General features: G+C 41.3%; 18 protein-coding genes and 1 tRNA gene. 10 read left to right on the top strand and 9 right to left on the bottom strand.

All coding sequences use genetic code 11. The features are described from left to right. Nucleotides 1–65 precede the first annotated feature (65 nt). Both H3V11_RS02050 and H3V11_RS02055 read right to left on the bottom strand, forming a co-directional pair. Nucleotides 66–1,163: a porin gene (locus H3V11_RS02050; protein ID WP_084553751.1), complete on the bottom strand. Its 1,098-nt coding sequence runs from the start codon at nt 1,161–1,163 to the stop codon at nt 66–68. A 518-nt stretch (nt 1,164–1,681) separates the two neighbouring features. Continuing rightward, nucleotides 1,682–4,441 (bottom strand): Rne/Rng family ribonuclease, encoded by a 2,760-nt coding sequence (locus tag H3V11_RS02055; protein WP_198223501.1) that lies wholly within the window; start codon nt 4,439–4,441, stop codon nt 1,682–1,684. Nucleotides 4,442–5,006: 565 nt separating this feature from the next. Here H3V11_RS02055 and H3V11_RS02060 point away from each other — a divergent pair. Beyond that, the gene (locus tag H3V11_RS02060) at nt 5,007–6,002 is read left to right on the top strand and encodes an RluA family pseudouridine synthase (protein WP_198223502.1); all 996 of its coding nucleotides are present in this window, start codon (nt 5,007–5,009) and stop codon (nt 6,000–6,002) included. Between the two features lie 22 nt (nt 6,003–6,024). Here H3V11_RS02060 and galU read toward each other — a convergent pair whose 3' ends face one another. Continuing rightward, nucleotides 6,025–6,906, bottom strand: coding sequence for a UTP--glucose-1-phosphate uridylyltransferase GalU (gene galU / locus H3V11_RS02065; RefSeq protein ID WP_198223503.1), 882 nt, complete (start codon nt 6,904–6,906; stop codon nt 6,025–6,027). Between the two features lie 168 nt (nt 6,907–7,074). Next, complete coding sequence (locus H3V11_RS02070) at nt 7,075–8,724, bottom strand: dihydroxyacetone kinase subunit DhaK (RefSeq protein ID WP_198223504.1); 1,650 nt, start codon at nt 8,722–8,724, stop codon at nt 7,075–7,077. Between the two features lie 444 nt (nt 8,725–9,168). Here H3V11_RS02070 and sppA point away from each other — a divergent pair, with 444 nt between their 5' ends. From sppA to cysE, 4 genes are all read left to right on the top strand, one after another. Then, nucleotides 9,169–10,128 (top strand): signal peptide peptidase SppA, encoded by a 960-nt coding sequence (gene sppA, locus H3V11_RS02075; RefSeq protein ID WP_198223505.1) that lies wholly within the window; start codon nt 9,169–9,171, stop codon nt 10,126–10,128. A gap of 259 nt (nt 10,129–10,387) precedes the next feature. Further along, nucleotides 10,388–11,458: a quinone-dependent dihydroorotate dehydrogenase gene (locus H3V11_RS02080; protein WP_198223506.1), complete on the top strand. Its 1,071-nt coding sequence runs from the start codon at nt 10,388–10,390 to the stop codon at nt 11,456–11,458. 217 nt (nt 11,459–11,675) lie between these two features. Beyond that, on the top strand, nt 11,676–13,172 hold the full coding sequence (gene rng, locus H3V11_RS02085; RefSeq protein WP_198223507.1) for a ribonuclease G: 1,497 nt from the start codon (nt 11,676–11,678) through the stop codon (nt 13,170–13,172). 29 nt (nt 13,173–13,201) lie between these two features. Then, nucleotides 13,202–13,996 carry a serine O-acetyltransferase gene (gene cysE, locus H3V11_RS02090; RefSeq protein WP_037393049.1) on the top strand — a complete coding sequence of 265 codons (795 nt, stop codon included), beginning with the start codon at nt 13,202–13,204 and terminating at the stop codon, nt 13,994–13,996. Between the two features lie 229 nt (nt 13,997–14,225). On the opposite strand, the gene H3V11_RS02095 is transcribed toward cysE, so the two are convergent. Continuing rightward, a tRNA-Met gene (locus H3V11_RS02095) sits at nt 14,226–14,302 on the bottom strand. Nucleotides 14,303–14,576: 274 nt separating this feature from the next. On the opposite strand from H3V11_RS02095, the gene ychF reads away from it, so the two are divergent. The 3 genes from ychF to argG all read left to right on the top strand — a co-directional run bounded on the left by ychF (nt 14,577) and on the right by argG (nt 18,779). Continuing rightward, nucleotides 14,577–15,668 carry a redox-regulated ATPase YchF gene (gene ychF, locus H3V11_RS02100; protein ID WP_037393051.1) on the top strand — a complete coding sequence of 364 codons (1,092 nt, stop codon included), beginning with the start codon at nt 14,577–14,579 and terminating at the stop codon, nt 15,666–15,668. Between the two features lie 452 nt (nt 15,669–16,120). Next, nucleotides 16,121–17,386: a tyrosine--tRNA ligase gene (gene tyrS / locus H3V11_RS02105; RefSeq protein ID WP_037393053.1), complete on the top strand. Its 1,266-nt coding sequence runs from the start codon at nt 16,121–16,123 to the stop codon at nt 17,384–17,386. Nucleotides 17,387–17,426: 40 nt separating this feature from the next. Continuing rightward, nucleotides 17,427–18,779, top strand: a complete 1,353-nt coding sequence (gene argG / locus H3V11_RS02110) for an argininosuccinate synthase (RefSeq protein ID WP_198210776.1) — start codon at nt 17,427–17,429, stop codon at nt 18,777–18,779. A 424-nt stretch (nt 18,780–19,203) separates the two neighbouring features. Here the strand turns inward: argG and H3V11_RS02115 are convergent, their stop codons facing one another. Then, the gene (locus tag H3V11_RS02115; protein ID WP_144235775.1) at nt 19,204–20,334 is read right to left on the bottom strand and encodes a DUF695 domain-containing protein; all 1,131 of its coding nucleotides are present in this window, start codon (nt 20,332–20,334) and stop codon (nt 19,204–19,206) included. A gap of 539 nt (nt 20,335–20,873) precedes the next feature. On the opposite strand from H3V11_RS02115, the gene H3V11_RS02120 reads away from it, so the two are divergent. Then, nucleotides 20,874–21,551, top strand: a complete 678-nt coding sequence (locus tag H3V11_RS02120; RefSeq protein ID WP_198223508.1) for a phytanoyl-CoA dioxygenase family protein — start codon at nt 20,874–20,876, stop codon at nt 21,549–21,551. Between the two features lie 217 nt (nt 21,552–21,768). Here the strand turns inward: H3V11_RS02120 and H3V11_RS02125 are convergent, their stop codons facing one another. Both H3V11_RS02125 and H3V11_RS02130 read right to left on the bottom strand, forming a co-directional pair. Further along, nucleotides 21,769–22,566, bottom strand: coding sequence for a hypothetical protein (locus H3V11_RS02125; protein ID WP_037393062.1), 798 nt, complete (start codon nt 22,564–22,566; stop codon nt 21,769–21,771). Between the two features lie 407 nt (nt 22,567–22,973). After that, nucleotides 22,974–23,702 (bottom strand): OmpA family protein, encoded by a 729-nt coding sequence (locus H3V11_RS02130; protein WP_025331335.1) that lies wholly within the window; start codon nt 23,700–23,702, stop codon nt 22,974–22,976. A 466-nt stretch (nt 23,703–24,168) separates the two neighbouring features. Here H3V11_RS02130 and H3V11_RS02135 point away from each other — a divergent pair, with 466 nt between their 5' ends. Further along, on the top strand, nt 24,169–25,119 hold the full coding sequence (locus H3V11_RS02135; protein ID WP_084551753.1) for a CysB family HTH-type transcriptional regulator: 951 nt from the start codon (nt 24,169–24,171) through the stop codon (nt 25,117–25,119). Nucleotides 25,120–25,196: 77 nt separating this feature from the next. On the opposite strand, the gene fabG is transcribed toward H3V11_RS02135, so the two are convergent. Further along, nucleotides 25,197–25,940, bottom strand: a complete 744-nt coding sequence (fabG, locus tag H3V11_RS02140) for a 3-oxoacyl-ACP reductase FabG (RefSeq protein ID WP_198223509.1) — start codon at nt 25,938–25,940, stop codon at nt 25,197–25,199. Nucleotides 25,941–25,942: the final 2 nt, after the last annotated feature.

Below are 25,942 nucleotides of genomic sequence, written 5' to 3' on the forward strand. Positions count from 1 at the left end.
CAAACTAAACCGTTCTTCAATCAGGGATTAGACTCAAATACTAATCAGTAAGAATTAAACACTAATTAGAATGTGTGTTTCAGACCAACGCCGACAGCGGTAGTTTTGTCTTTACCAAGACCTTCGCCGTTACCTTCACGCAACCAGCCTGCCTGTACGTTAGCAGTGGTACGTTTAGAGAAGTCATAATCAGCACCTAACACAACCTGATCGTATTTGGTGTTTTTCTCTTTGTCACCGTTAATTTTTACATCCCAGCCATGAGCATAGGAAATTTTCGGGAAAATATTACCAAAGTGATAACCAACAGTCAGAGCTGCTTCCTGTCCCTGGTTGTCCCAAGTTAAATTGTGGTCACCAATGCTACCAACACTTGCTTCTTTTAAACCTCTGTAGTATGAAGTAGTGTTTTTAGTATACTGATATCCAACACCTACAAACCAATTATTGGCATCATAACCACCTTCAACACGGTGTACCTGACCATCTTTCAGATCTGTTGTCAGATCATCATCAACTTTAACAGCAGAATTTTTCAGGTAGTCAAAACCGTATTTAGCAAACCAGCCAGAATTTTGGTAGTTCAAACCAAGGCTGTATTTCTCACCGGTACCGATACCAGCTGCGTACTCAGCAGGACGATCACCACCGTTTACGTTATCACGCGGAGAGTACAATAAGTTGAAGCTGAAACCAGCCCATTCCGGAGAATCGTAAGCAATACCTACATAACGGGCATCAGTACGGGTGAATTTACCCAGACCCAATGCTTCATTGTTGTATTCCCATGCATCAACGATGTCCATATTAGCATTCATCTGATTGCTGATACGACCAGCGCGAACAGTACCGTATTTAGTTTCCAAACCTAAGAAAGAGTCACGGTTAGCCCAGCCATCAGATCCGCCATTACTATTACCCAAATGAATGCGGGATTCAACCTGCCAGATAGCTTTCAGACCGTTACCCAGGTCTTCAGAACCTTTGAAACCGATACGTGAACCGTAGTCACCAATACCATTCTGGTACGGACCGCGGGTTTCGCCACTGGTTTTAGTAGAAGAAACTTCATAGCCTGCTTTCATTTGGCCATACAAAACAACCTCAGCCATAGCGGCAACCGGCAAAGTGGTCAAAGCCAAAGCAATCAGGGTTTTTTTCATTGCTGTATTCCTTTTCTATGTCGAAAAAACAAACTTCAAAAACCTAATGAAGAGCTTTTAAAGTTTTGCATTAATCGCCGCATTAGCGATTTCATGGCTGTCAATATAATGCTTTAGTTGCAAAAAAACAAATTCATTTGCAAACACACAACACTTTTGACCAATCCTACTGCGGCAAATAATAGGTAGATAACAATATTTTCAATTAAATTCAATGAATTATATAAAAAATAATCCATTAAAATAAAATATTTTCAGTTTTTAAAAGTGTTGCACTTTTTCAACACAATAACTGAATTAAATAATCAGTCTGAGCAGCTATTGTATCAGAGGTAACTCATTGTCACCTGTGCAAAATATATTCCAATAGCTGCTTAATTGGTTACCAGTATTGTACAAATTAATAAGTAATTTATAAATATCATTCTTAATTCAGCATGATATTTTCTCAGAAGCGCTGATGGTATTCATACAAACGAAATACTAATCATTTAGCTACCAAAAGCGCGCACATCTGTCTATGCTCTGGTTTCAACCTGCTCCAAGGCTGCCGGTGTCACAGCAGCATCCGTCTTGCTAAGCATAATATCTTTACGCCGCAGTTTAGACTGCACCGGAACCGGCTCTGCATCATTACCGGTTAAAACTGCCTTATCCGCACTGGTCTCAACCAGTATCAGCCCGCCTTGTTCTGCAATACGGCACAAACTGATATCTGCATCTGTGCTGGTAATCATTATTTCAGGCTCAGTTGTAATTGCCTTTTGAGTCTGAATAATAGTTTCAGTACCAGCAATATCTGCTTTATCAACAACAGATAATTGCTGCTCAGTTTCTAACTGCGCCAGCACATGTGTAATAGCCAGCTTTGCCTGTGCGACTGCATTTTGCACGATTACATCATGAGTTTCACTCAACGTATTCGTTTGCGCTGAATAAATACTAATACGATTAATATCTTTTTCAGGATTGAGTACATGCTCAGTAGTTAGCTGTATTTGTGCAGTAATAGCGGCAATATCAATATTTCGACTTATTTTTCTGGCAGAAACAATGTAATTGCGTTTTTTCTTACCATTCTGTCGACGACTATTTTTATCATGCCGTGCTTTATGCCGTTCACTTTTCGATCCGGTATCTGTCAGAGTAATAATCAGAGGATCTCCGGCCTGAGCTTCATTTACCGGATTAATTATATTAGCCTGTTGCACAGGCATTTCATTTTTGCCTGATGTCCGCTGACGACGTCTGCGCGAGGTATTCTGCTCCTGTTTAAAAGTATTTTGTTCCTGAACTGAATCAGCTACTGTATCAGCCTGTACCGTTGCATATCTGTCAGCACGCTTTTCTTCACGCCGGTTACGATTCTCACTGGCTGACCGGTTAGTTATTGCCGGATCAGTTGTTACTTTATTGTCATGGGTACTATTACCTTTGGAGGCTGAATCAGTATTTTTAGCCAGCCGGCCGGCACGTGCCTGACGGCGTTCCTGTGTCTGTGATTTCTGATTTTTTTTCTGATGCGTGGTTTTGACAGTTTTTTCTGCTACCGTACGATCTGATGCAGCAGATTCAACCGCTTTTCTACCCAGCAGATTACCCAGCCAGCCAGTCAGTTTTTTCCACATACCTGCTGATTCAGTTTTACCTGCAGCGGTCTTCTCAATAAGCGGAGCAGGTTGAGTATGATGAATTCCTTTAACAGCCGCCTCTGGCTTAACCGGTTTATTCTGACCAATAGAAAAAGGCAGTTCGCCTGTATTTTCCGGTTCCTGTACCTGATGGTAGCTGGGAACGGTATTTTCTTCGACATTATCAGTACGTACACGAGTCACGCTGTAATGCGGATTTTCCAGATGAATATTCGGAATCAGCAATACACATACATCAAGGCGTTCTTCCAGACCAAACAGTTCAGCACGTTTTTCATTCAGCAGAAAAGTAGCCACATCTACCGGTACCTGTACCCGTACTTCGGCAGTGTTATCCTTCATTGACTCTTCCTGAATGATGCGCAGGATATGTAATGCAGTTGATTCAATACTGCGGATAAAGCCAGTGCCGGCACAGCGCGGACAGATGGTATGACTGCTTTCTCCCAATGATGGTTTCAGGCGCTGTCTGGATAATTCCATTAAACCAAAGCGGGACAGTTTAGCCATTTGTACCCGGGCACGGTCTTTTTTCAGCGCTTCACGCAGGGTAATTTCTACATCACGCTGATTTTTACTGTTCTCCATATCAATGAAGTCAATAACTACCAGTCCGCCCAGGTCACGCACACGCATCTGCCGTGCAACCTCTTCAGCAGCCTCCATATTGGTTTTGAAAGCGGTATCTTCAATATCCGCACCACGGGTTGCTCTGGCAGAGTTAACATCTATGGATACCAATGCTTCGGTGTGGTCGATAACTATAGCACCACCGGATGGCAAAGCAACTTCACGCGAAAACGCAGACTCAATCTGCTGCTCTATCTGAAAACGGGAAAACAGCGGAATATGGTCGGTATAATGCCGCAACCGGTTAATATAGGCTGGCATCACATAAGACATAAACTCACGAATCTGATCATATACTTCCTGAGAGTCAATCAGGATTTCCCCGATATCCGGCTGGAAATAATCGCGAATGGCACGAATAAGTAAGGAACTTTCCATAAACAGCAGGTAAGGCTCACTATGCTGCTGCGCCGCCTGCTCAATTGCCCGCCACAACTGAATCAGATAATTAAGATCCCACTGTAATTCTTCCGTACTGCGTCCAATACCGGCTGTACGTGCAATCAGGCTCATTCCGCGCGGTGTATCAAGCTCACTCATTGCCTGCTTGAGTTCCTGCCGGTCTTCGCCTTCAATACGGCGGGAAACACCGCCGCCACGCGGATTGTTCGGCATCAGTACCAGATAGCGTCCGGCCAGACTGATAAAAGTAGTCAGAGCTGCGCCTTTATTACCGCGCTCATCTTTTTCCACCTGTACAATGACTTCTATACCTTCTGAAAGTACATCCTGAATCCGGACACGGCCACCTTCATAATTCTGAAAATAGCTGCGTGAGATTTCTTTAAATGGTAAGAAACCATGACGGTCTGTGCCATAGTCTACAAAACATGCTTCCAGAGAAGGTTCGATACGGGTAATGACACCTTTATAGATATTGCCTTTACGCTGTTCTTTCCCCAGCGTTTCGATGTCAAGGTCAAGCAGACTTTGCCCATCCACAATAGCCACACGCAGCTCTTCAGCCTGTGTAGCATTGAATAACATTCGTTTCATGAAAACCTCGTTGTGTGCACTGACGAGGCGTTGTAATTAGTATTTGACACCCATAGCCTTGCCCGATTAAGTCATTCGCGGCAAACTAAACAGGCTTTCATCATAAAGAAGGTGTAAAGATCATATCCGCCATTCAGCATCATAATTCCTGCTAAACAGGGTGTGTCCGGTATCCGATCAGTATGGATTGGACACTTAACTGGGGTAGCCATTCTTCTGTTATTCTGTCAGGTGCTCGGGCACATTAGCGGCTGCGTTTTCAGGTTTTGTCCTGCCTGATCACGTCTGAAGCCGTGGCTTGCCACCTGATGGAGTCAAACTTAATCACTAACCCTTGCTGCTGACGGCTGGTCAGCAACACGGGGAAATACGCCTGCAACAGTGCGTTTTTCCGGTAAATACGTTAACATTTCATTATTTACAGCCAAATTGCGCTTTCAGGCACTTTTTCAGCTTCGGGCAAAATGCGGCCATTTTTAGTTCAGTTCAGTCTGCCAACACGATATTTGGCCATGACCACTGATGACTTTTATTTATTTATAAAAGCTTACGGATTATAAGCAATATGACGGTTTTAAGCAAAGATTCAGTGCAGTTTTTATCTGTCTGTGCAGAAAGTGCCGGTCAGAGACTGGATAATTATTTAATACGGGAATTAAAAGGAGTACCGAAAAGTCATATTCAGCGCATTATTCGTAGCGGGGAAGTCCGGCTGAACAAAAAACGCTGTAAAGGAACAGACCGGATTCAGGTCAATGATGAGATCCGTTTACCTCCTATTCGCATTGCAGCCAGACACGCATCCGCAACAACTCTGGCTATTCCGGCTCAGAAATTTACGGTTGTGTATGAAGATGATGTATTACTTGTGATTAACAAACCAGCCGGTATTGCTGTACATGGCGGCAGTGGTATTAGTTTTGGCGTCATTGAGCAGCTGCGCCGCGCCCGCCCTGAATCCCGTTATCTGGAGCTGGTTCACCGGCTGGATAAGGATACCAGCGGTTTGCTGATGATAGCCAAAAAACGCAGTGCTTTGGTCAAACTGCATGAATCAATCCGCCAGAATCATCCGCATAAAGTGTACCTAGCCCTGGCCATTGGCAACTGGCCGGAAAATATACGGCAAGTTAAACTTCCACTGCTGAAATATACCGGAGCACAAGGGGAAAAAATGGTACGTATCGCCGGCAATACCCAGGAAGGACAACGGGCACATACACAGTTCCGGATACTGCAACGTTATGCAGGCGAGCAATTACATCACATGGGCATCAGAGCATTAACACTAATGGAAGCAACACTTAAAACAGGCCGCACCCACCAGATACGTGTCCATATGCAATCACAGTTATGCCCTATTGCCGGAGATGAGCGTTATGGTGATTATCAGATAAATAAGCGCCTGCAAAAAGCCGGGCTGAAAAGAATGTTTTTACATGCTTCTGAATTAACGCTGACTCATCCGGTTAGTGGCGATATTTTACAGCTTACCGCTCCTTTACCGGATGATCTGCAACTATTCCTGAATCATTTGCCAGAAACCTCTAGCAAAATGTAAACGATGTTTATATCTGTCTGTATCAAAATGCTTGCTGCTGCAGCCATTGTCTGAGTGCGGTACCGCATTGATTGTGACGCAGACTATATTCAATGAAAGTTTTCATATAGCCAAGTTTGTTACCGCAATCATGTGAATAACCCTGAATCACAAAAGCATCTACAGCTTCCTGCTGCATCAGGGCGGCGATGGCATCGGTAAGCTGAATCTCGCCTCCTGCACCGGGCAGTGTTTTTTCCAACTTAGACCAGATACCGGCTGAAAGTACATAACGGCCAACCACAGCCAGATCAGACGGAGCCTGTTTTGTTGAAGGTTTTTCGACAATAGCACTCATCCTGATGCTGTTTCCGGAGTCAGCCTGCTGACCATTACAATCAACGATACCGTATTTATTAACTTCACTCATCGGTACACGTTCAACCATAATCTGGCTGCGCTGCGTAGTCCGGAACTGTTTTAGCATTGCAGCCAGATTATCTGTAGCCAGATTACAGGCTTTTTCATCTATTAGCACATCTGGCAGTAAAACAGCAAATGGTTCATCACCAATAACTGAACGAGCACACAGCATTGCATGACCCAAACCTTTAGCTTCACTTTGACGGACTTGTATTATTTGCATTCCACGAGGTAATACGTTTCGGATTTCATCCAATAAAACCATTTTACCTTTGTTCTGCAACTGTGTTTCCAACTCAAATGCTGTATCAAAGTGGTTTTCAATTGCCGCTTTAAATGCATGGTTAACCAGAACAATTTCATTAATTCCTGCAGCAGCACATTCCTGAACGATATATTGAATTAATGGTTTATCGGCCACAGTCAGCATTTCTTTTGGAATAGCTTTTGTGGCCGGTAACATACGTGTACCCAATCCTGCTACAGGAATTACTGCTTTCATCTAATTCAATCCTATCAAATAGTTTAAATATATTATTTTAAATAATATTATTTTAAAACAAAAAATTACTAGCTTAATTTAACATAAAATATGTCATAGATATTACCCGTTTATTATTCGGAATCAAAATTAATTTATGAGTAATATCTAAACACTTTAACTTTCATCTTACAGCTTAATCTGTAACTTACCCAGTGCAGTAAACACCTCAGCTACTGCCACTGCCCCCGGATCAGGCACTCCGGCGAGATTTTGCTGATTAACGTAAGATGAACGCCCTGCTCCGGCTTTATGCATCCCAGCAGTTTTTTCTGCTCCCTCTCTGGCTGCCTGTATGGCGGCAGAAAAATCCCGGTTCTGCCATGCCTCTAACGCCGGTTGTAATGCGTCAATCAGAGTTCGGTCACCTATATCTGCACCACCATAATGTTTCATTTGTGCCAGCCCGTTTAATAATGCTTCTGCCAGCGTACCGCCTGTCTGTAATTTCTGACCGGCTGCGGTGAAAAATATAGACATTAATACCCCGCTCGAACCACCCATAACAACAGACAGTCGCTCGCCAATACACAACAACAGTTGAGGCAAATCATTTAACGGTAAGTGTTTTTGTGCCAGCTGCGAGGCAATAGCATGAGCAGCATGAGCAAATGTACTTCCAGTATCGCCATCACCTACTTTTGCATCCAGAGCATTAAGCTGATTTTCCATTCGAATCAAAGTATCAGTAATGACATTGATATATTCTGCTGTCCGAGCATTTTCGGATGGAATATAAACTGACTGTTTATATTCAGTTTCACATACTATGGTTTTTAGTGGCTGTAAAACCACGGGTTTCTGCCATCCCTGTGTTTCTACGGGCGCATTAAGTGCCTTACTAAAGTAATCGTTCAGCTTAAGCAACGAAAGTGAAAAACCTTTCATATCCAAGGAAGTTACCAGTGATGCAGGACCAATCAGTAAATCTGTCTGTTTACTAATAGCTGAATGCGCTAACTCACGTGTCAGTACGGCCATTTCTAGCGCAGATACACCGCCCAGATTATTAATTAAAACAGCAAAACGGCCTGCCCCGGCTGACTTTGATAATGCCTGAACCAGTGTATCGATCAGTATTTTGCTATTGTGCGTATTCTCTACTGAAGCACCCGGTTCGCCATGAATACCCAGACCAAGTTCAACCTGTCCAGCTTTAATTCGTCTTTCTTCCGTATAGTCCGGTAAATTACAGGTTTGCATGGCCACACCTAAGCTATACAGATTGTCACAGGTTTGCTGTGCTATCTCGCGTACCTGAGATAAGGATTTACCTTCCTCTGCCGCATAACCTGCTATCTTATGCACCAGTACTGTACCGGCAATACCGCGGGGTTGTCTGTTTTCCGGCAGAGAAATATCATCTGCAACAATAACCATCTCCACATTTATCCCATGACTTTTAGCCTTTTCTGCCGCCAGTCCGAAATTCAGCCGGTCTCCGGTATAATTTTTGACGATTAACAAACAACCTTGTTCTCCCGTTACCGCCATAATTGCGCTAAATACCGCATCGACGCTGGGCGAAGCAAATAAATCTCCGCACACTGCTGCAGTTAACATACCTTTGCCAACAAAACCGGCATGTGCAGGCTCATGACCGGAACCACCGCCGGAAATAACTGCTACGTTGCTTTTATCCCAGTCATTACGCATCACTACCCGAATTGCCGGGTCCGTATCCAGCCTGACAAGGTTACCTTCAGGTGCGGAAATAATTAAACCCTCAATCGCTTCATTAACCAGTTGTTTACGGTCGTTAAAAAAGAATCTGGACATGATTTTCCAAGTTTTAATTACAAAATGACAAACATGAATGATGCTGAATACAGACTAAGCACATTAAACGGACTAATCGATTTCATCCTTCGAATATACAGATATCAGTACCAACAGACTCAGCTTCAGTTTCGATACAATGTTTAAATTTATCTATAAAATACAGTACCGGATGTAGTACAACAACTTTCTTTATTCTATTGTTTCAGCTTACTAACTATCGTCTGATTTAACTTGCTCCGGTTAATAGCTGCGCTATTATAATTTAGACACTCATACAGATAAAGCTTGACCCGAATTCTTAAACAATAAGAACATAGACAAATATTAATTCAGATATAATTAGATTCTGGTTTAATTTCAGATATAAACCACTTTACACAATCAACAGAGCTGACAGAAACAGAATAGACTGACACAGACTAACAGCAGAGAATAAACCAAATGACAATCAAAATTAATGGATCAGGACCGACAAATGGCAATCCTGAAAAAAATAGCAGCTGGGAACGCAATATGCTGGAGAAGCTGTTACTTGAGGTATACCGCGAACAACGGCGCAATCGAATCTGGCGCTGGGCCTGGCGATTACTCTGGCTGTGCATTATTATTTTTATCATTACAGTAGCGATGGGAAGCTCAATGCCTAATAGTCCGCACACAGCGGTTATTAATCTAAGTGGTGTGATCAGCAGCGAGAATAATCAGGCAGAATTATTACGTAAAAGCCTTAAAACAGCTTATGGGAATAAAAATGTTAAAGGCATTATCATTCGTGCCAACAGTCCGGGCGGTTCACCGGTCATTTCCAGTATTGCCTATGAAGAAATCCGACATCTGAAAGCAAAACATCCGAAGATACCTTTATATGTTGTAACTGAGGATATGTGCGCCTCCGGATGTTATTATATTGCCAGTGCCGCAGATAAAATTTATGCAGATCCGTCCAGCCTTGTCGGCAGTATCGGTGTTATTGGCAGCAGTTTTGATTTTACAGGTCTGATCAACAAACTTGGAATTAAACGTCGGGTAAAAATAGCCGGCAACAATAAAGATATGGGTGATCCATTTGTGCCGGAAACCCCGGAACAGGCAGAAATCTGGCAACAAATGCTAAGCAGTATTCATAAGCAATTCATTCAGGCGGTGCAGCAGGGGCGTGGTGACCGATTAAAAGTTGCTGATAATCCGGACATATTCAGCGGTCGTGCTTATACCGGTGAAGAAGCTAAAGCAGTCGGACTAGTAGATGATTTTGGCAATATTTACACAGTTGCCCGCGATGTTATCGAAGCTCCGGAACTGATAGATTACACTGCTGAAACCAACTGGAAGCGCTTCGGTCGAAGCGTAGGCAGCACATTACAGCAAAATATTCAGGGAATGGCTGATAAACCATGGTGATATCTGTCAATAACCACACTAATTAACAGATATTCTGATTATTATGCCCGTTTATGCTTTCTGCTCTAAATTACAGAACCATAAACGGGTATATTGTTATATATCATCAGATGAAGAGGCTATTGTTATAAAACATAAAATATTTATCGGCAGCAACTAAATAATTTATTCACCTACACATACCGAATTTGATTATTTTCCACCCGAATTGATAGTGTTGTTGGTTATAATATTTCTTCCTTTTTCAATCATCAATATCATGTATCCTATTATTAAACCATTGCTATTCAGACTGGATCCTGAAAAAGCCCATTACCTGACATTAAAATCGCTGCAATGGTTACATCGTTATCATTGTGGTTTTTTACTGGGATGCAAACCAAGCTTCTCATTCATGCAGAAAAATACCAATGGTATTTTTCCTGACAACAATATTAACAATACCACAACACTGATGGGACTAACGCTCCCCAATCCTGTAGGACTGGCTGCCGGTCTGGATAAAAATGGTGAATATATTGATGCACTTGCTATGCTGGGATTTGGTTTTATAGAAGTAGGCACTGTGACACCACTACCTCAGGCAGGCAATCCTAAGCCGCGGTTATTCAGATTACCAAAGCAACAGGCAATTATTAATCGTATGGGCTTTAACAATTATGGTATTGATACTTTAATCAATAATATTGCAAATAGTAGGTATCGCGGTATATTGGGGATTAATATTGGCAAAAATGCAGCCACACCGATTGAAAAAGCAGTGGATGATTATCTGATTTGTCTGGAAAAAGCCTATCCGCATGCCAGTTATGTCACTGTTAATATTTCTTCACCCAACACACGTGATTTACGCAGTCTGCAAAGTGCCGGAGAGCTGGACAGATTATTAAACCACCTGAAAAACCGTCAGGCCCAGCTGGCTACTCAGCAAAGCCGCTATGTGCCTATTGCCATCAAAATTGCTCCCGATCTGGATGAAGAGCAAATTGAAGCTATTGCAGAGGTTGCATTGAATACTCAAATAGACGGAATTATTGCCACCAATACTACTATAGACAAAACTCCTTTGGGTACACATAAATTTGCTCAGGAAACTGGCGGGTTGTCTGGTTATCCCGTACAGACACAGAGTAATTACGTTCTGAATCAGTTATCCGCACACATTAATTCGCAAATTCCGCTTATCGGTGTAGGTGGCATTACGACTGGTACAGATGCAGTAGAAAAAATCCGTCTTGGTGCCTCCGCCATTCAGTTGTATTCAGGTCTGATTTTTCGAGGTCCCCAGTTAGTTGCCGAATGTATCAAGAGCTGCTCACAGTTAAAATAATGTATCCACTATTACAGTAAATACTACAAATTTAAGTTTTATATTTATTTGCAGACTACTTTGCCAGACAACTGTATGCAACTGCGTTTGGCAGGAAACTCTTGCCTGCGCTATGATGTCAATCGCACTATATAAACAGACCAGATTACTTTGTACAGTTTTTATCTGTACAGATGGAGACTGCACAAAGTGATTTGATTAAATTGAAAGCTCCATCATGCATAACAGCGACATATCGCTGCCGAAGGATATTCAGCGGCCGGCTGAAACGGTACTGGTAAATATTACTCCGCAAGAAACCAGAGTAGCCGTAATGGAAGAAAATACGTTGTGTGAAATTCATATTGAACGTAATTGTGGCCATGGTCTGGTAGGCAATATTTATCTAGGTGTAGTGCGCCGTGTATTACCCGGTATGCAAAGCGCCTTTATTGATATCGGGCTGGAACGTGCCGCTTTTCTGCATATTGTCGATGTACTCGAGCAGCGTCAGCAACCAGAACAGATTCAGCGTATTGAACACACGCTGCATGAAGGACAGCCAATTGTTGTACAGGTCATCAAAGACCCGATTAATACTAAAGGCGCACGTCTGTCTACCCAGATATCACTGGCTGGCCGTTTTCTCGTATATCTGCCTCAGGATGAGCATATCGGCATCTCACAACGTATTGAAGACGAAGAGGAACGCAACCAGTTACGTGAACGGCTGGAAAATCTGTTACCGGCGGATGCTGCCCATGGTTATATTATCCGTACCAGTGCCGAAAATGCGACTGATGCAGAATTGCAGGCTGATATCAATTATCTGACCAAGCGATGGCAGCATATTCAGCAACTATCAAAAACCTGCCCGCCTGAAACATTACTGTATCAGGATTTACCCCTGAGTTTACGTGTATTGCGTGATATGTACAGTGACAATATCAATCACATTATTGTGGACTCAACCAGCCACTATCAACGCATGCACGAATTTGCCACGAATTATTCTCAGGGTGCGCTGGATAAATTGCAATTATTTCAGGATGATTGTCCGTTATTTGAAAAATACAATATCGAAGCCAAAATTAACCGCTCCTTGCAACCACGGGTGAATCTGGATTTTGGCGGCTATATCATTATTGAGCCGACAGAAGCTATGACCACCATTGATGTAAATACCGGTGGTTTTGTCGGTGCACGCAATTTTGAAGAAACTATCTTTAAAACCAATCTGGAAGCCTGCCATGTGATTGCACGTGAACTGCGTTTACGCAATCTGGGAGGGATTATCATTATTGATTTTATCGATATGACCAACGAAACACACCAGCAGGAAATTCTGACCGAGCTGGCACAAGCGCTGGCCTACGACCGTACCCGCGTTACACTTAACGGTTTTACCAGTTTAGGTCTGGTAGAGCTAACACGCAAACGTACCCGGGAAAATCTAACCCAGATACTGTGTGAACCCTGCCCTGTCTGTCAGGGGCGCGGTCGCATCAAAACAGCACAAACTATGTGCTATGAAATTTTGCGTGAAATAGTGTGCGAATCACGTCGTCCTGATATTAAGCAACTGCGCATACTGGCCTCTCCCAGCGTCATAGATTTGTTTCTGGATGAGGAAGCCGATTCTTTGAAAATGCTAAGTGATTTTATTGGCAAGCCGATTGCTCTGGCAGTAGAAACCACTTACACTCAGGAACAATATGATATTGTGATTCAATAAATTTAATTTGCAAGCGAGAAATTAAACATATGAATTTACCTGATGCTGCTCAGGCTGAAAACCTGTGGCAAACCATTCGTCATGAAACTGAAATAGCAGCCAGCAATGAACCTATACTGGCCAGCTTTCTGCACTTGAGCGTATTACGCCATAAAAATTTTGCCCGCATGCTGGCCTTCCATCTGTCTACCAAAATGTCCAGTGCTGTAATGGATGCGCGGGCGTTATTCGAGATTTATCTGGAGGCCTTACATCAGGATACTTCTATTATTCATGCAGCTCTGGCAGATATTGTTGCCTATTATGAACGTGATCCTGCCTGTGAAACCTATAGTTTACCATTATTGTATTACAAAGGTTTTCACGCCATACAGACCCATCGCATTAACCACTGGCTCTGGCAACAGAATCGCCATACTCTAGCTTATTTTTTACAAAATCGTGCTTCCGAAGTATTAGGAGTTGATATTCATCCAGCTGCTTCAATGGGCTATGGAATTATGATTGACCATGGTACGGGTGTGGTTATTGGCGAAACAGCGGTACTGGGCAATAATATTTCGCTGTTACACGGTGTTACTCTGGGTGGTTCCGGTAAACAAAGCGGTGACAGGCATCCGAAAATCAGTGACGGTGTCATGATCGGAGCCAATGCCTCTGTATTAGGCAATATTCGTGTACATACCTGCGCCAAAGTAGGTGCCGGCAGTGTCGTAGTTAATGATGTTCCGGAATATTCAACAGTAGTAGGCGTACCTGCGCGCGTTATCAGCAAAACAGATAATCATGAAAGTCCTGCTCAGGAAATGGATCAAAGAATTTAATCCGGATAACCAAAGCCTGCAATAGTTAATATTAACCGAAAAATTCAATATAAATCCATATTTAAGATGACAGGCAGCTAAATAAACAACTGCCTGTATTTTACAGTTTACCAATAAATCCGGAAAACATCTGCGCAGGAAACAGTCAGGGCAATCAAATTATATGCTATATGAATAAAATAACATAGATAATAAAAAACGCAAACTCAACCAGAGCTTGCGATTTATTTGGTGGCGAATCAGGGATTCGAACCCCGGACACAAGGATTATGATTCCTCTGCTCTAACCGACTGAGCTAATTCGCCGTATCTCATTTCAAGAGAGACGTAATTATACGATATTTTTCTGCTTATGCAAGTACTCAAAAAGAAAAATTTTTTATTTTATTGTTTTTATAAATCATTTTATATGACTTCAATCCATATAATATTTATCTGCCGTTTAAAGAGCGATAAATGCGTATTTAAATGCGTATTTAAGGGGGAATAACACAGTGTTTTACCGGTTTGGCACAGGTAGCTGCATGCTTTATGATACAATTCAGCCATTTTTAAATATCGCCTGTTTTCAAGGAATATCATGAGTTTGAAATGTGGCATTGTGGGTTTGCCCAATGTAGGCAAATCTACCCTGTTTAACGCCCTTACCCAGTCTGGTATTGAAGCTGCCAATTATCCTTTCTGTACTATTGAGCCTAATGTCGGTATTGTTGAAGTGCCGGATGATCGTATGGAAGAGTTGGCTAAAATCGTTAATCCCAAACGAACCCAGCCGGCCATCGTTGAATTTGTCGATATTGCCGGACTGGTAGCCGGAGCCAGTAAAGGCGAAGGTCTGGGTAATCAGTTTCTCGCCAATATCCGTGAAACTGATGCCATCGTAAACGTTGTGCGCTGCTTTGATGATGATAACATTGTGCATGTTTCTGGAAAGGTAGATCCGATTTCGGATATTGAAGTCATTGGTACCGAGTTGGCACTTGCAGATTTAGCCAGTGTAGAAAAAACCATCATACGCGAAAGCAAGAAAGCCAAATCCGGTGATAAAGAAGCACAAAAACTGGTAGCCATTCTGGAACGCTTACAACAACATCTGCTTGAAGGTAAACCCGTACGCTCGGCAGGACTCGATCAGGATGAGCTAACACTGATTAAACCTTTATGTCTGCTTACTGTAAAACCGGCAATGTATGTAGCCAACGTAGCTGAAGACGGCTTTGATAACAACCCGCATCTGGAACGTCTGCAACAACTGGCGGCACAGGAAAATGCACCTGTTGTTGCACTATGTGCAGCAATGGAAAGCGAAATTGCCGATCTGGATGAGGCTGATAAAGCCGAATTTCTGCAAGAAATGGGTTTAAAAGAACCGGGTCTGAATCGACTGATTCGCGCCGGCTACGACTTACTCGGTTTGCAAACCTATTTTACTGCCGGCGTTCAGGAAGTCAGAGCATGGACCATCCATAAAGGCGATACTGCCCCTCAGGCTGCTGGTGTTATTCATACCGATTTTGAACGTGGTTTTATCCGTGCTCAGGTTATTGCTTACGAAGATTTCATTGCCTGCGGAGGTGAAGCCAAAGCTAAAGAAGCCGGTAAAATGCGTGCTGAAGGTAAGGAATACATTGTAAATGATGGCGATGTAATTCATTTCCTGTTTAACGTATAACCATTAATCTCTTGAACCAGCTATATTCCCATCCGGAATGTGGCTGGTTTATGCATTCCGGTTAATAATAAATTTATTTTTTAGCCTGACATATCGAATCCTCTCGGTTCGGTTATCTAAACCATCTACCGGCAACCAATAAATATCAGCTTTAATATTGTTTATCCATATGATTTACCTATTATAAATATCACCATACCAATTTATAAACAGAAACTGAAAAAGTATTTCCGCCCACTACCAAACTAATGAATTATCTATTTATTACAACCACAAATGCAACAATAAACAAATCGTGTAAAATAATGCATCATTATTATTAGGCGGTAAAACAAACTAATCACCCGAAACCAGCAAAAATATGATATTGCTATTTTGTTTTTATGAGCAGTCTGAGCTAGACAAACTTAATTTTAGCCAATTTATTTAATTTGAAAGAACAAAATCCAACCATGACCAGCGTTGTTCACGACTTACAGCAACGAGGCCTGATAGCTCAAACCACTGATGCACAGGCCCTTGATACATTATTAAACGAAAAAAAAATTACTCTGTACTGTGGTTTCGACCCGACAGCCGACAGTCTGCATATCGGTCACCTGTTACCTATTCTGGTTTTACGCCGCTTTCAACTGGCCGGACATACACCAATTGCGCTGGTAGGAGGTGCTACTGGTATGATTGGTGATCCGAGCTTCAAGGCACAGGAACGTTCACTCAACACTTTAGAAACCGTACAGGACTGGGTAGCCAAAATACGCGCGCAGCTACAACCTTTCCTTAGCTTCAGTGGTGACAATGCCGCCATTATGGCAAATAATTTTGACTGGTTCGGCAGCATGAATTGTCTGGATTTTCTGCGCGATATCGGCAAACATTTTTCTGTAAATGCCATGCTGAACAAAGAGTCAGTAAAACAGCGTCTAAGCCGTGATGATGTAGGTATTTCATTTACCGAATTTGCCTATGCTCTGCTTCAAGGTTACGATTTTGCTGAACTGTATCGTCGCCACGGTGCCGTATTGCAAATCGGCGGTTCGGATCAGTGGGGTAATATCACCGGAGGGATTGACCTCTCTCGCCGACTGCATCAGGCTACCGTTTATGGTTTGACACTGCCACTGGTAACTAAAGCTGACGGAACTAAATTTGGTAAAACCGAAGGTGGTGCAGTCTGGCTGAGTGCAGAAAAAACCTCTCCTTACCAGTTCTATCAGTTCTGGTTAAAAGTTGCTGATGCGGATGTATATAAATTCCTAAAATATTTTACTTTCCTCAGTGTGGCAGAGATAGAGGCCATTGAAGCCAGCGATCAGGCCAGTGGCAGTAAGCCACAGGCACAGCGCATTCTGGCAGAGGAAATGACCCGCCTGATTCATGGTGAAGAAGCTCTGGCTGCAGCACAGCGTATTTCTGCCAGCCTGTTTGCCGAAGATCAGAGTGCACTTACTGAAAGCGATTTTCAGCAATTATCTCTGGATGGCTTACCTGCATTTCCGGTTACTGAATCCATCAATATCGTGCAGGCCTTAACTACTGCGTCACTGGCCAAATCCAATAATGAAGCACGTGGCTTTATCAGTCAGGGAGCAGTCATGGTTAACGGGCAAAAAATTGACAGTGCTGATTACGTATTCAGTAGCGATGACAAACGTTTCGGGCACTACACCATTTTGCGGCGCGGTAAACGCAACCATGCACTACTGGTATGGCAATAAATTTTCATATTTTGCAAATACATCACTCAAGGGAGTTAATATGAGTAACCACAGCACTATTCTGCAACACCTGCCCGTTGGCGAAAAAGTTGGCATTGCTTTTTCCGGCGGGCTGGATACCTCTACAGCATTACTCTGGATGAAACTGAAAGGCGCTTTACCTTATGCCTATACAGCTAATCTGGGACAGCCTGATGAAGATGATTATGATGCAATTCCGCAAAAAGCACTTGAATACGGAGCTCAAAAAGCCCGTCTGATTGATTGTCGCACACAGCTGGCGCATGAAGGTATTGCTGCAATACAAAGCGGAGCATTTCACGTACATACGGGTGGTATGCCTTATTTTAATACTACCCCGCTGGGACGGGCCGTTACCGGCACAATGCTGGTAGCCGCAATGAAAGAAGATGATGTACATATATGGGGTGATGGTTCCACCTATAAAGGCAATGATATTGAACGCTTCTATCGCTACGGGCTGTTAACCAATCCGGCTTTACGCATCTACAAGCCATGGCTGGATCAACAGTTTATTGATGAGCTGGGCGGACGGCATGAAATGTCTGAATTTCTGATTGCTCAGGGTTTTGACTATAAAATGTCTGTTGAAAAAGCCTACTCAACCGACTCCAATATGCTCGGTGCTACCCATGAAGCTAAAGATCTGGAAATGCTTAATAGCAGCATGAAAATCGTACAGCCTATTATGGGCGTGGCTTTCTGGGATGAACAGGTAACCATTCCGGCTGAAGAAGTAAGTGTGCGGTTTGTAGAAGGTGTACCGGTAGCTTTAAATGGTGTTGAATACCATGATCCGGTAGAGCTGATTCTGGAAGCCAACCGTATTGGCGGTCGACATGGTCTTGGCATGACAGATCAGATTGAAAATCGTATTATAGAGGCTAAATCACGCGGTATTTATGAAGCACCGGCAATGGCATTGCTGCATATTGCTTATGAACGCCTGCTTACCGGCATCCATAACGAGGATACGATTGAACAGTACCGCATTAATGGTCTGCGTCTGGGCAGACTGCTGTATCAGGGACGCTGGTTTGATTCACAGGCGCTTATGCTGCGTGAAACTGCGCAACGCTGGGTAGCCAAAGCCATTACCGGTGAAGTTACACTGGAATTACGCCGCGGTAATGATTACTCTATTCTCAATACCGAATCATCCAATCTTACTTATCAGCCGGAGCGGTTAAGCATGGAAAAAGTAGATAATGCTGCCTTTTCTCCTGCCGACCGCATCGGCCAGCTTACCATGCGTAATCTAGATATTATCGATACCCGCAACAAATTAGGTATATATACTCAGAGCGGGCTATTATCAGTAAGTCAGGATGCACTGCTACCTCAGTTAACTGATAAAAAAGATATCTTATAAAAATCTATCATTTCTAGAACCGGATAATACTAATTTATTATCCGGTTTTTTATTTACTCACATAATAAATTGCAACAATAAATAATACGATTTAATTATTTATCAAAGAACAAACCGTATCTATAGTAGCCCCGGCTGTACCAGAATCAGTATATGCTAAATGATTAGCAGGTAGTAAAATCCATGCTTCTTCAATATTATCTCCCTCTCTGAGATACCGCGAACAGTATTCCTTACTGTTAATTTCCTTTTTACTATAGCTTGTTCCGCTAATTCCTACTTGTCGCGAAACAGCTTCAACCAACCCATCAGGCTTTTTATATTGTTATAAGAAAGAATATTTGTTAATTTATCCTTTTATTGGAATGAGAAGAAATATAAAATTTTCAAAGAAAACCAATAAAAAATAAAACTATTGTTATCTTTATTTTTCTACCCAACTTAAATATTGTGACCAGCCCGGATCAAATTCGCACTCAATTTTAATTGAAAGGGTTCTATACTGATCTGCCAGACGTTGTACCAATGCCATAGCTGATTGTTTATCCTGCACATGCCATAACATGGTTCTTACGCCCTGATAAAAGGTATTTTGACAATGAATGCCCTGTTTATTAAATCGTAGAGCTGGATTAATAGTATCTTCTAGTTCATAAACCAGAGATAAATTTTCCTTACTATCCACATCGACTGTTATAGTTAAAGCATAGCAATAATTGAAATCACCTACCAATACATCAGCTGTCTCATTTCTTTGCACAAGTCTTTTATTATCAGGATCATTTTGATCACTGATTTCAAATACATTCCATCTATCCTCTTTATCAGAAAGAGGAAAAATACCTGTATGCTTTAATTTATCTTGCCATAACTGATCAAACACCGTTACAAATTCATTAAGAGGTACTGCGGTTGCCTCTTTGGGAATTTCTAAAAAGTTGACACAACCGATTTTAATAGAAAAATCATATTCTCCTAATGCATGATCAAGCAAGATAAATGCAGTCGACTGGGCGATTTGCTTCATCTCTTCAGGAATAGTTTTACCAAACGCAATTTCCAAAGAGATTTTGCGATATTCTTCATGATGATAAATCAATAAATCAGCCGGGCTCAATGAAAGAGAATAATCATGATGCGTTATAGAGAATGCATCCAGATTTTCAATCCGCGTCCTAAATGCTTCTATTTCAAAAAAATTCAGATCCGGTGCATGTTTAACGATTCGTATCACCAGCTCAAACTGCTCAATTCGGCCTTCAGCCGTAAAAATTATTTTATGATTTTTTTTATCTCCTCGTGTAAGCTCAGCAATAACATTTAATTGATTATCTATTAAAAGATTATTGAGATTTTCCATGATAGAGATTGGCTCTAGCGTATTAAATGTCTGCTCAGATGCTTTTACCTGTGTCCAGAATGCTTGAATAGCGAGAGATATCTTATCTTGAGCGATTGGTTTATCTTGTACTGATTGAATATCAGAATTTGATTTTTTTCTCCAGAATTTTTTAAAAAACATAAAGCTTCCCCTTAATTGATTGATAAAAACCATACCAAATAAGTTCCTGAGTATAAGTTAAAAATTGGTCATATTTTTCTTTTATCATAATTTTTATGATATACATCAGGTTATAAATAAATTTTCATTTATACAATATCTTAATGATGAATGATAGTTTATAACATATATAAATCATATACTTAACTGAATTCAATTCACAAACGAGCAAAAAATACAGATAAATTCAAGTTTTGTAGCCATATGAAGACATAAACACATATTTTGACAGGCTTAGCACTACCAATCTTTGACATGACAGCATAAAAACTTGATATAGTGTCTAGGGCTATTTTATGAGATACAGAAATTAATCAATTTAATTTTATTAAGAAAAAAATTGACTAATGTAAGGAGTATATATTCTGCTTACCTTGAAAAACTATAGTATAGATAAATATTACAAATAAATCATTTTAAATAAATAATGGAAAATATCAATATATTATCCTATAAATAGGATCTACCTAATCCTAATAAAATTAGAAGATATTAATATTAATTCAGATAAACAGATACAAACGGAAAATATAATGAAGATATATGATTGTTTTGAACAGAATGGTTATGCTGTTATTAATGATTTAATTACTCCTCAGCAACTAACAGATATAGAACAACAATTAGAACAGATTAATTTAACTACTGCCGGCAGTCGTGAGCTTCTGACACAACCATGGTGTCAGATACTTGCTAACAATTTGAAAAATAATACTCAGCTTACTTCCTTGCTCCCAATAAACCCGGTGGCAATCCAATGCACATTATTCAAAAAATCAGCCGATAAAAACTGGCTGGTACCTTTACATCAGGATTTAAGCATAGCAGTCAGACATCAGTTTTCTGATACTCAGTTTACCGGCTGGTCACATAAACAAAATATGTTATTTGTACAACCACCGGCACAATATATGCAGCAACTGGTAGCTGTGAGGCTACACATAGATGATTGCCAGCACGAGCATGGTCCGCTTAAAGTAGTTGCCGGTACTCATCAGTATGGAAGAATCAATGAATCAACGCTACCACAGCTTCGAGACCAAAAAGGCGAGCAAGAATGCATCCTGTCTAAAGGAGGAGCTGTTATCATGCGACCACTTATTGTGCATTCTTCGTCAAAAGCTATTCAGACTAATGGCAGACGTGTACTACACTTTTTATATGCGCCTGGAGATTTGGCTGAAATTATTCCTTTTCAATTCTGTATTTGATTCTCTCAATACAACTACTCAGGATTCAGATATAACTCATTTCAAAACGAATACTATTAATTTTTATAATAAATTTAATCTATTGAAAGCAAAAAATACATATTTATTATTAATAAATTAATTCAAACATGTTTTAATTTACCTAATTTATTTAATCAATAATTTAATCATATCCTGCTGTTTGATACATTAGGCAGATATCTGAAGTTTATCAATATCAGATATCTGCCAGGGAACAATTGCGCTGCCATAAAGAGGTTTTACAACGTAAATGACCAATATACTGTAATGGATATACTGGTACAACTGAAGGGATATCACCGGCACGCATATGCAATAAATCCCCGGGAGCAACCCATTCAGCCGGCGTTTTGGTTAAAGGCAATCCTGCATAATTATAGGCAGCGACAACCAGTTGCGAACAAAAGTAACGGTCTGAAGAAAAAGGCGTTACCTGTACTACAGCCATGGTATTCAGGCACAAATGGCGAAAAGCTCGCGGAATAACTGGCAATTCACACACTTTACGGGTAACTGTATAAGGTGTCTGCTTGATAATCCCCATATAATTATATTTCCCGCCAGCCTCTGCTCTGGCAAATTCACGGATTTTTTCAGCCTGTAAATCATTTAGCTGCGGATGGCGATAAACGGCCAGTAACGGACTTTCATCAACGCTTTCAGCCAGAGACATAATATGCACACCACCACCCACGGCTTCTGCTATTTCTCCATCTCCTAAATACAGAAATGCATGGCTAACCGAAGTATTACCAAACAAGCGCAAAACACGGGAATTGAGACTGGAGTCGGCAGAAAATAAAATATCACCGCTTTGTAAATCCATCGGCTGAACCAATACTACTCCTGTCTGTGGCGCAGTATTTTGTCGCTGGAATTTTACTGATACATGTTTTTTTTCACCCGAAACATTAGGGACTCGCTGAAACTGTGCGGTACAGGCAAAAAGTAAATTACAGCATAAAATTAAAAACAGGAATTTAAAAAATTTCATAGATGAAATGATTTTATATTTTACTGAATACTTATCATTAAATAGATTTAATGTTTACTTAGTTATATATGAATATGCCATTTTTATTTATATACTATTTGCATATTCGAAAAACCGTTACTAATAGAAATAATGAACAAATAATTCATATCAATCATATTTTATTTTTACCAACATGCATATTAACACTTTATTAATAATTATTCACTTATCTGAAAATATTTTAAAGTAATACAATTCTGATGATTTTAAATTGATACCAGCTCATCCAACCTATTATTGTCAAATATAACTATCAATTTTCTATACAAAGGATATTACAGGTATTCTGATTTCCTTAAAATTTTTATTGGCATAAAAAAACCCTGCTTTAAGCAGGGTTTTTCATCAATATAAAATTAGAAAAATTATCTAACTTTTTTAGCTACCTGAGTGCGGATTTTCACATCTACACGGCGATCAGGTGCAATACATTCGATTAAAGCAGTACGTTTCTTAGCAGCTGAAACTTTCTTGCCTAATTTAGCAACTTCACGCTGACAAGTTTCAGTCATGCGGGCTTCAGATTTACCCAAGCCGACTGCTGAAATTTTCCCAGCAGGAACACCTTTAGAAACCAGATACTGAGCAACAGTATTAGCACGACGATCAGACAAAGTCTGATTATAAGCATCTGAACCTTTAAAGTCGGTATGACCTTCAACACGTACAACCTGTACGCTGCTGTCTGCCAGACGGGTAGCCAACTGATCCAGAGTATCGATCGCTTCAGGACGCAGGGTAAATTTATCAAAGCCAAACAGGAAGTTAGCAGACAAAGATACTGTTTCATCAACAAATTTAGGTGCTTCTGGAGCAGCCTGTGCAATTGGGTGACCACAATTGTTACCCAGAGTTGGTTCTTGATCGTTGTTGAAACGGTTTTTCACACATTCAGGTGTACCATCGGCACCATTTTCGCGGGTGACGATAATTTCGCCAGTTCCTTTTTCAGGAGCAGAACTGGTAGTATAGCCATTGTAAGCACCAGCAGGTTCACCGGTCCAGTCGGCACCCGGTACAACACCATTGGCAAAAGCGGCAGTTGAAGCAGCCATAGCAACGATCAATGCGCTCAATTTTAGCTGTTTGGTCATGTTATTCCCTCATCAAAAAATTTGTTATGTGCTGATTCAGCCTGAAATTCGTCTGATCAATACACAAATACCATTTACAGGCCGCTCAAACCGGGCGGGTAGCTTGGTAAATCAAGTCTATACTATAAAAAACCGCAGCATAAACTGTCAATATGCAAACTACCAAGGCGAAGCTGCTAGACGACCCGCTTCCTAACTGTGCATCATGCCTAAAAAATAGCTTTGTGTCACTTATTTACAACTAAATTCACGCGTTTACCCTAATTAAGTTGCATGAAAACAACAAGCAAGCTTCTATTATCTTAAGAGTCTGCTACAGGTGGATTAACGTGTAAAAATGTTAAGCTTAGAGTGTAAGTGTTCCATGTCAGAATGGGTAAATTGAGTTATGATGCAGATAAAGAAGCTTTTTTGTTGTATTTGAGCGACAGTTAAAAACTCCAAACCTAAAAGGGGCTGAAATACTATGAAGCTGCAACAGTTACGTTATGCAGTTGAAGTTTATCGTCAGAATCTGAATGTTTCAGAAGCAGCGGAAGTACTGTTTACTTCTCAGCCTGGTATTTCCAAGCAAATACGCATGCTGGAAGAAGAACTAGGCGTACGATTATTTGTTCGTCATGGAAAACGCATGGTTGCAGTGACAGCTCCGGGCAAAATTGTTCTGGAAACTGCCGAGCGGATTTTACGTGAAGTACAGAATATTAAAAGTATTGGTACAGAATTTGCCGACCAGAATATTGGATCCCTGACCATTGCCACCACACATACATTGGCCCGATATGCTCTGCCAAAAATTATCTCAGCGTTTGTTGAATGTTATCCGCAGGTACAGCTGAGCATCCATACAGCTAGCCCTAAAGCCATTAGTCATATGGTGCTGGAGGGAGAAGTAGATTTTGCCATTGGTATGGAAATGGAAAGTGAGCATCCTGAATTACGCAAATTGAGCTGTAAAGCCTGGAATCGCAGTATCGTAGTTCCTGATAATCATCCTCTGCTTGATTTAAAGCGGCCATTACGGCTCGAAGACATAACAGCTTATCCGCTCATCACTTATGATATTGCTTTCGCTGAACAATCTAAAATCGCCCGTGCTTTTACTCAGGAAGGCTATCAGTTACCCAGAGTTAAACTGGCTTCAGCCGATACGGATGTCATTAAAACTTATGTTGCTCAGGGGCTGGGTATCGGATTGCTAGCCACCATGGCTTTTGACAGTAAACAAGATGAAGGTTTACAGCAGATTAGTGCAGAACATCTGTTTGAACCTTCCTTTATCCAGATAATACTCAGACAGGATGTTTATCTGCGTGGTTTTGGCTATGAGTTTCTGGCCTTATTCGCTCCTGGGTTAACACGGTCGCGGATTGAATCTGCCCTGTATTCTTCTTACGAAGAAGATTTTTCAATTTAATAGTATTTATCCCTGATACAAAACAAAGCCATTTTTATCAGATGATAAAAATGGCTTTGTAAATACTTTAACTAATATTAGGGCATCAGCATTCCGCCGTTCACATGCAGCGTTTGTCCGGTAATGTAACGAGCTTCTTCACTGGCCAGAAACAAAACTGCGGCGGCCACATCTTCTACAGTTCCAAAATGATTCAATGCTGTTTGCCCAGCAAAAAAATCACGCTGCTCTTGCGGTAAAACTTTTGTCATATCGGTTTCGATAAAACCAGGAGCTACACAATTTACGGTAATCCCGCGCGAGCCCACTTCACGCGCCATTGATTTACTGAATCCGACTAATCCGGCCTTGGCTGCAGCATAATTAGCCTGGCCAGCATTACCGATAAAACCGACTACAGAAGTTATATTGATAATCCGGCCCCAGCGTGCTTTCATCATACTGCGGGTGACTGCTTTGCTGGCACGGAAAGCAGATTTCAGATTAATTTGCATGATTTCATCCCATTCTGATTCTTTCATGCGCATCAGCAAATTATCACGGGTAATACCGGCATTATTAACCAGAATGGCAATATTACCGATATTACTTTCAATGTCGGCAATCAGATTTTCAATACTGTTTTCTTCAGCGATACGTAATTCCCGCCCTTCTCCGCCAAAATCAGCCAGTGCTTCATTGATGCTAGTCACACCTGCAACAGAAGTGGCTGTACCAATTACTTTAGCACCTTTTTCTGCCAGAAAACGGGCAATAGCGGCGCCAATTCCACGGGTAGCACCAGTTACCAGCGCAATTTTACCTGTTAAATCCTGATTCATAA

Source organism: Snodgrassella sp. W8158 (assembly GCF_016100435.1).
GTDB lineage: Bacteria > Pseudomonadota > Gammaproteobacteria > Burkholderiales > Neisseriaceae > Snodgrassella > Snodgrassella alvi.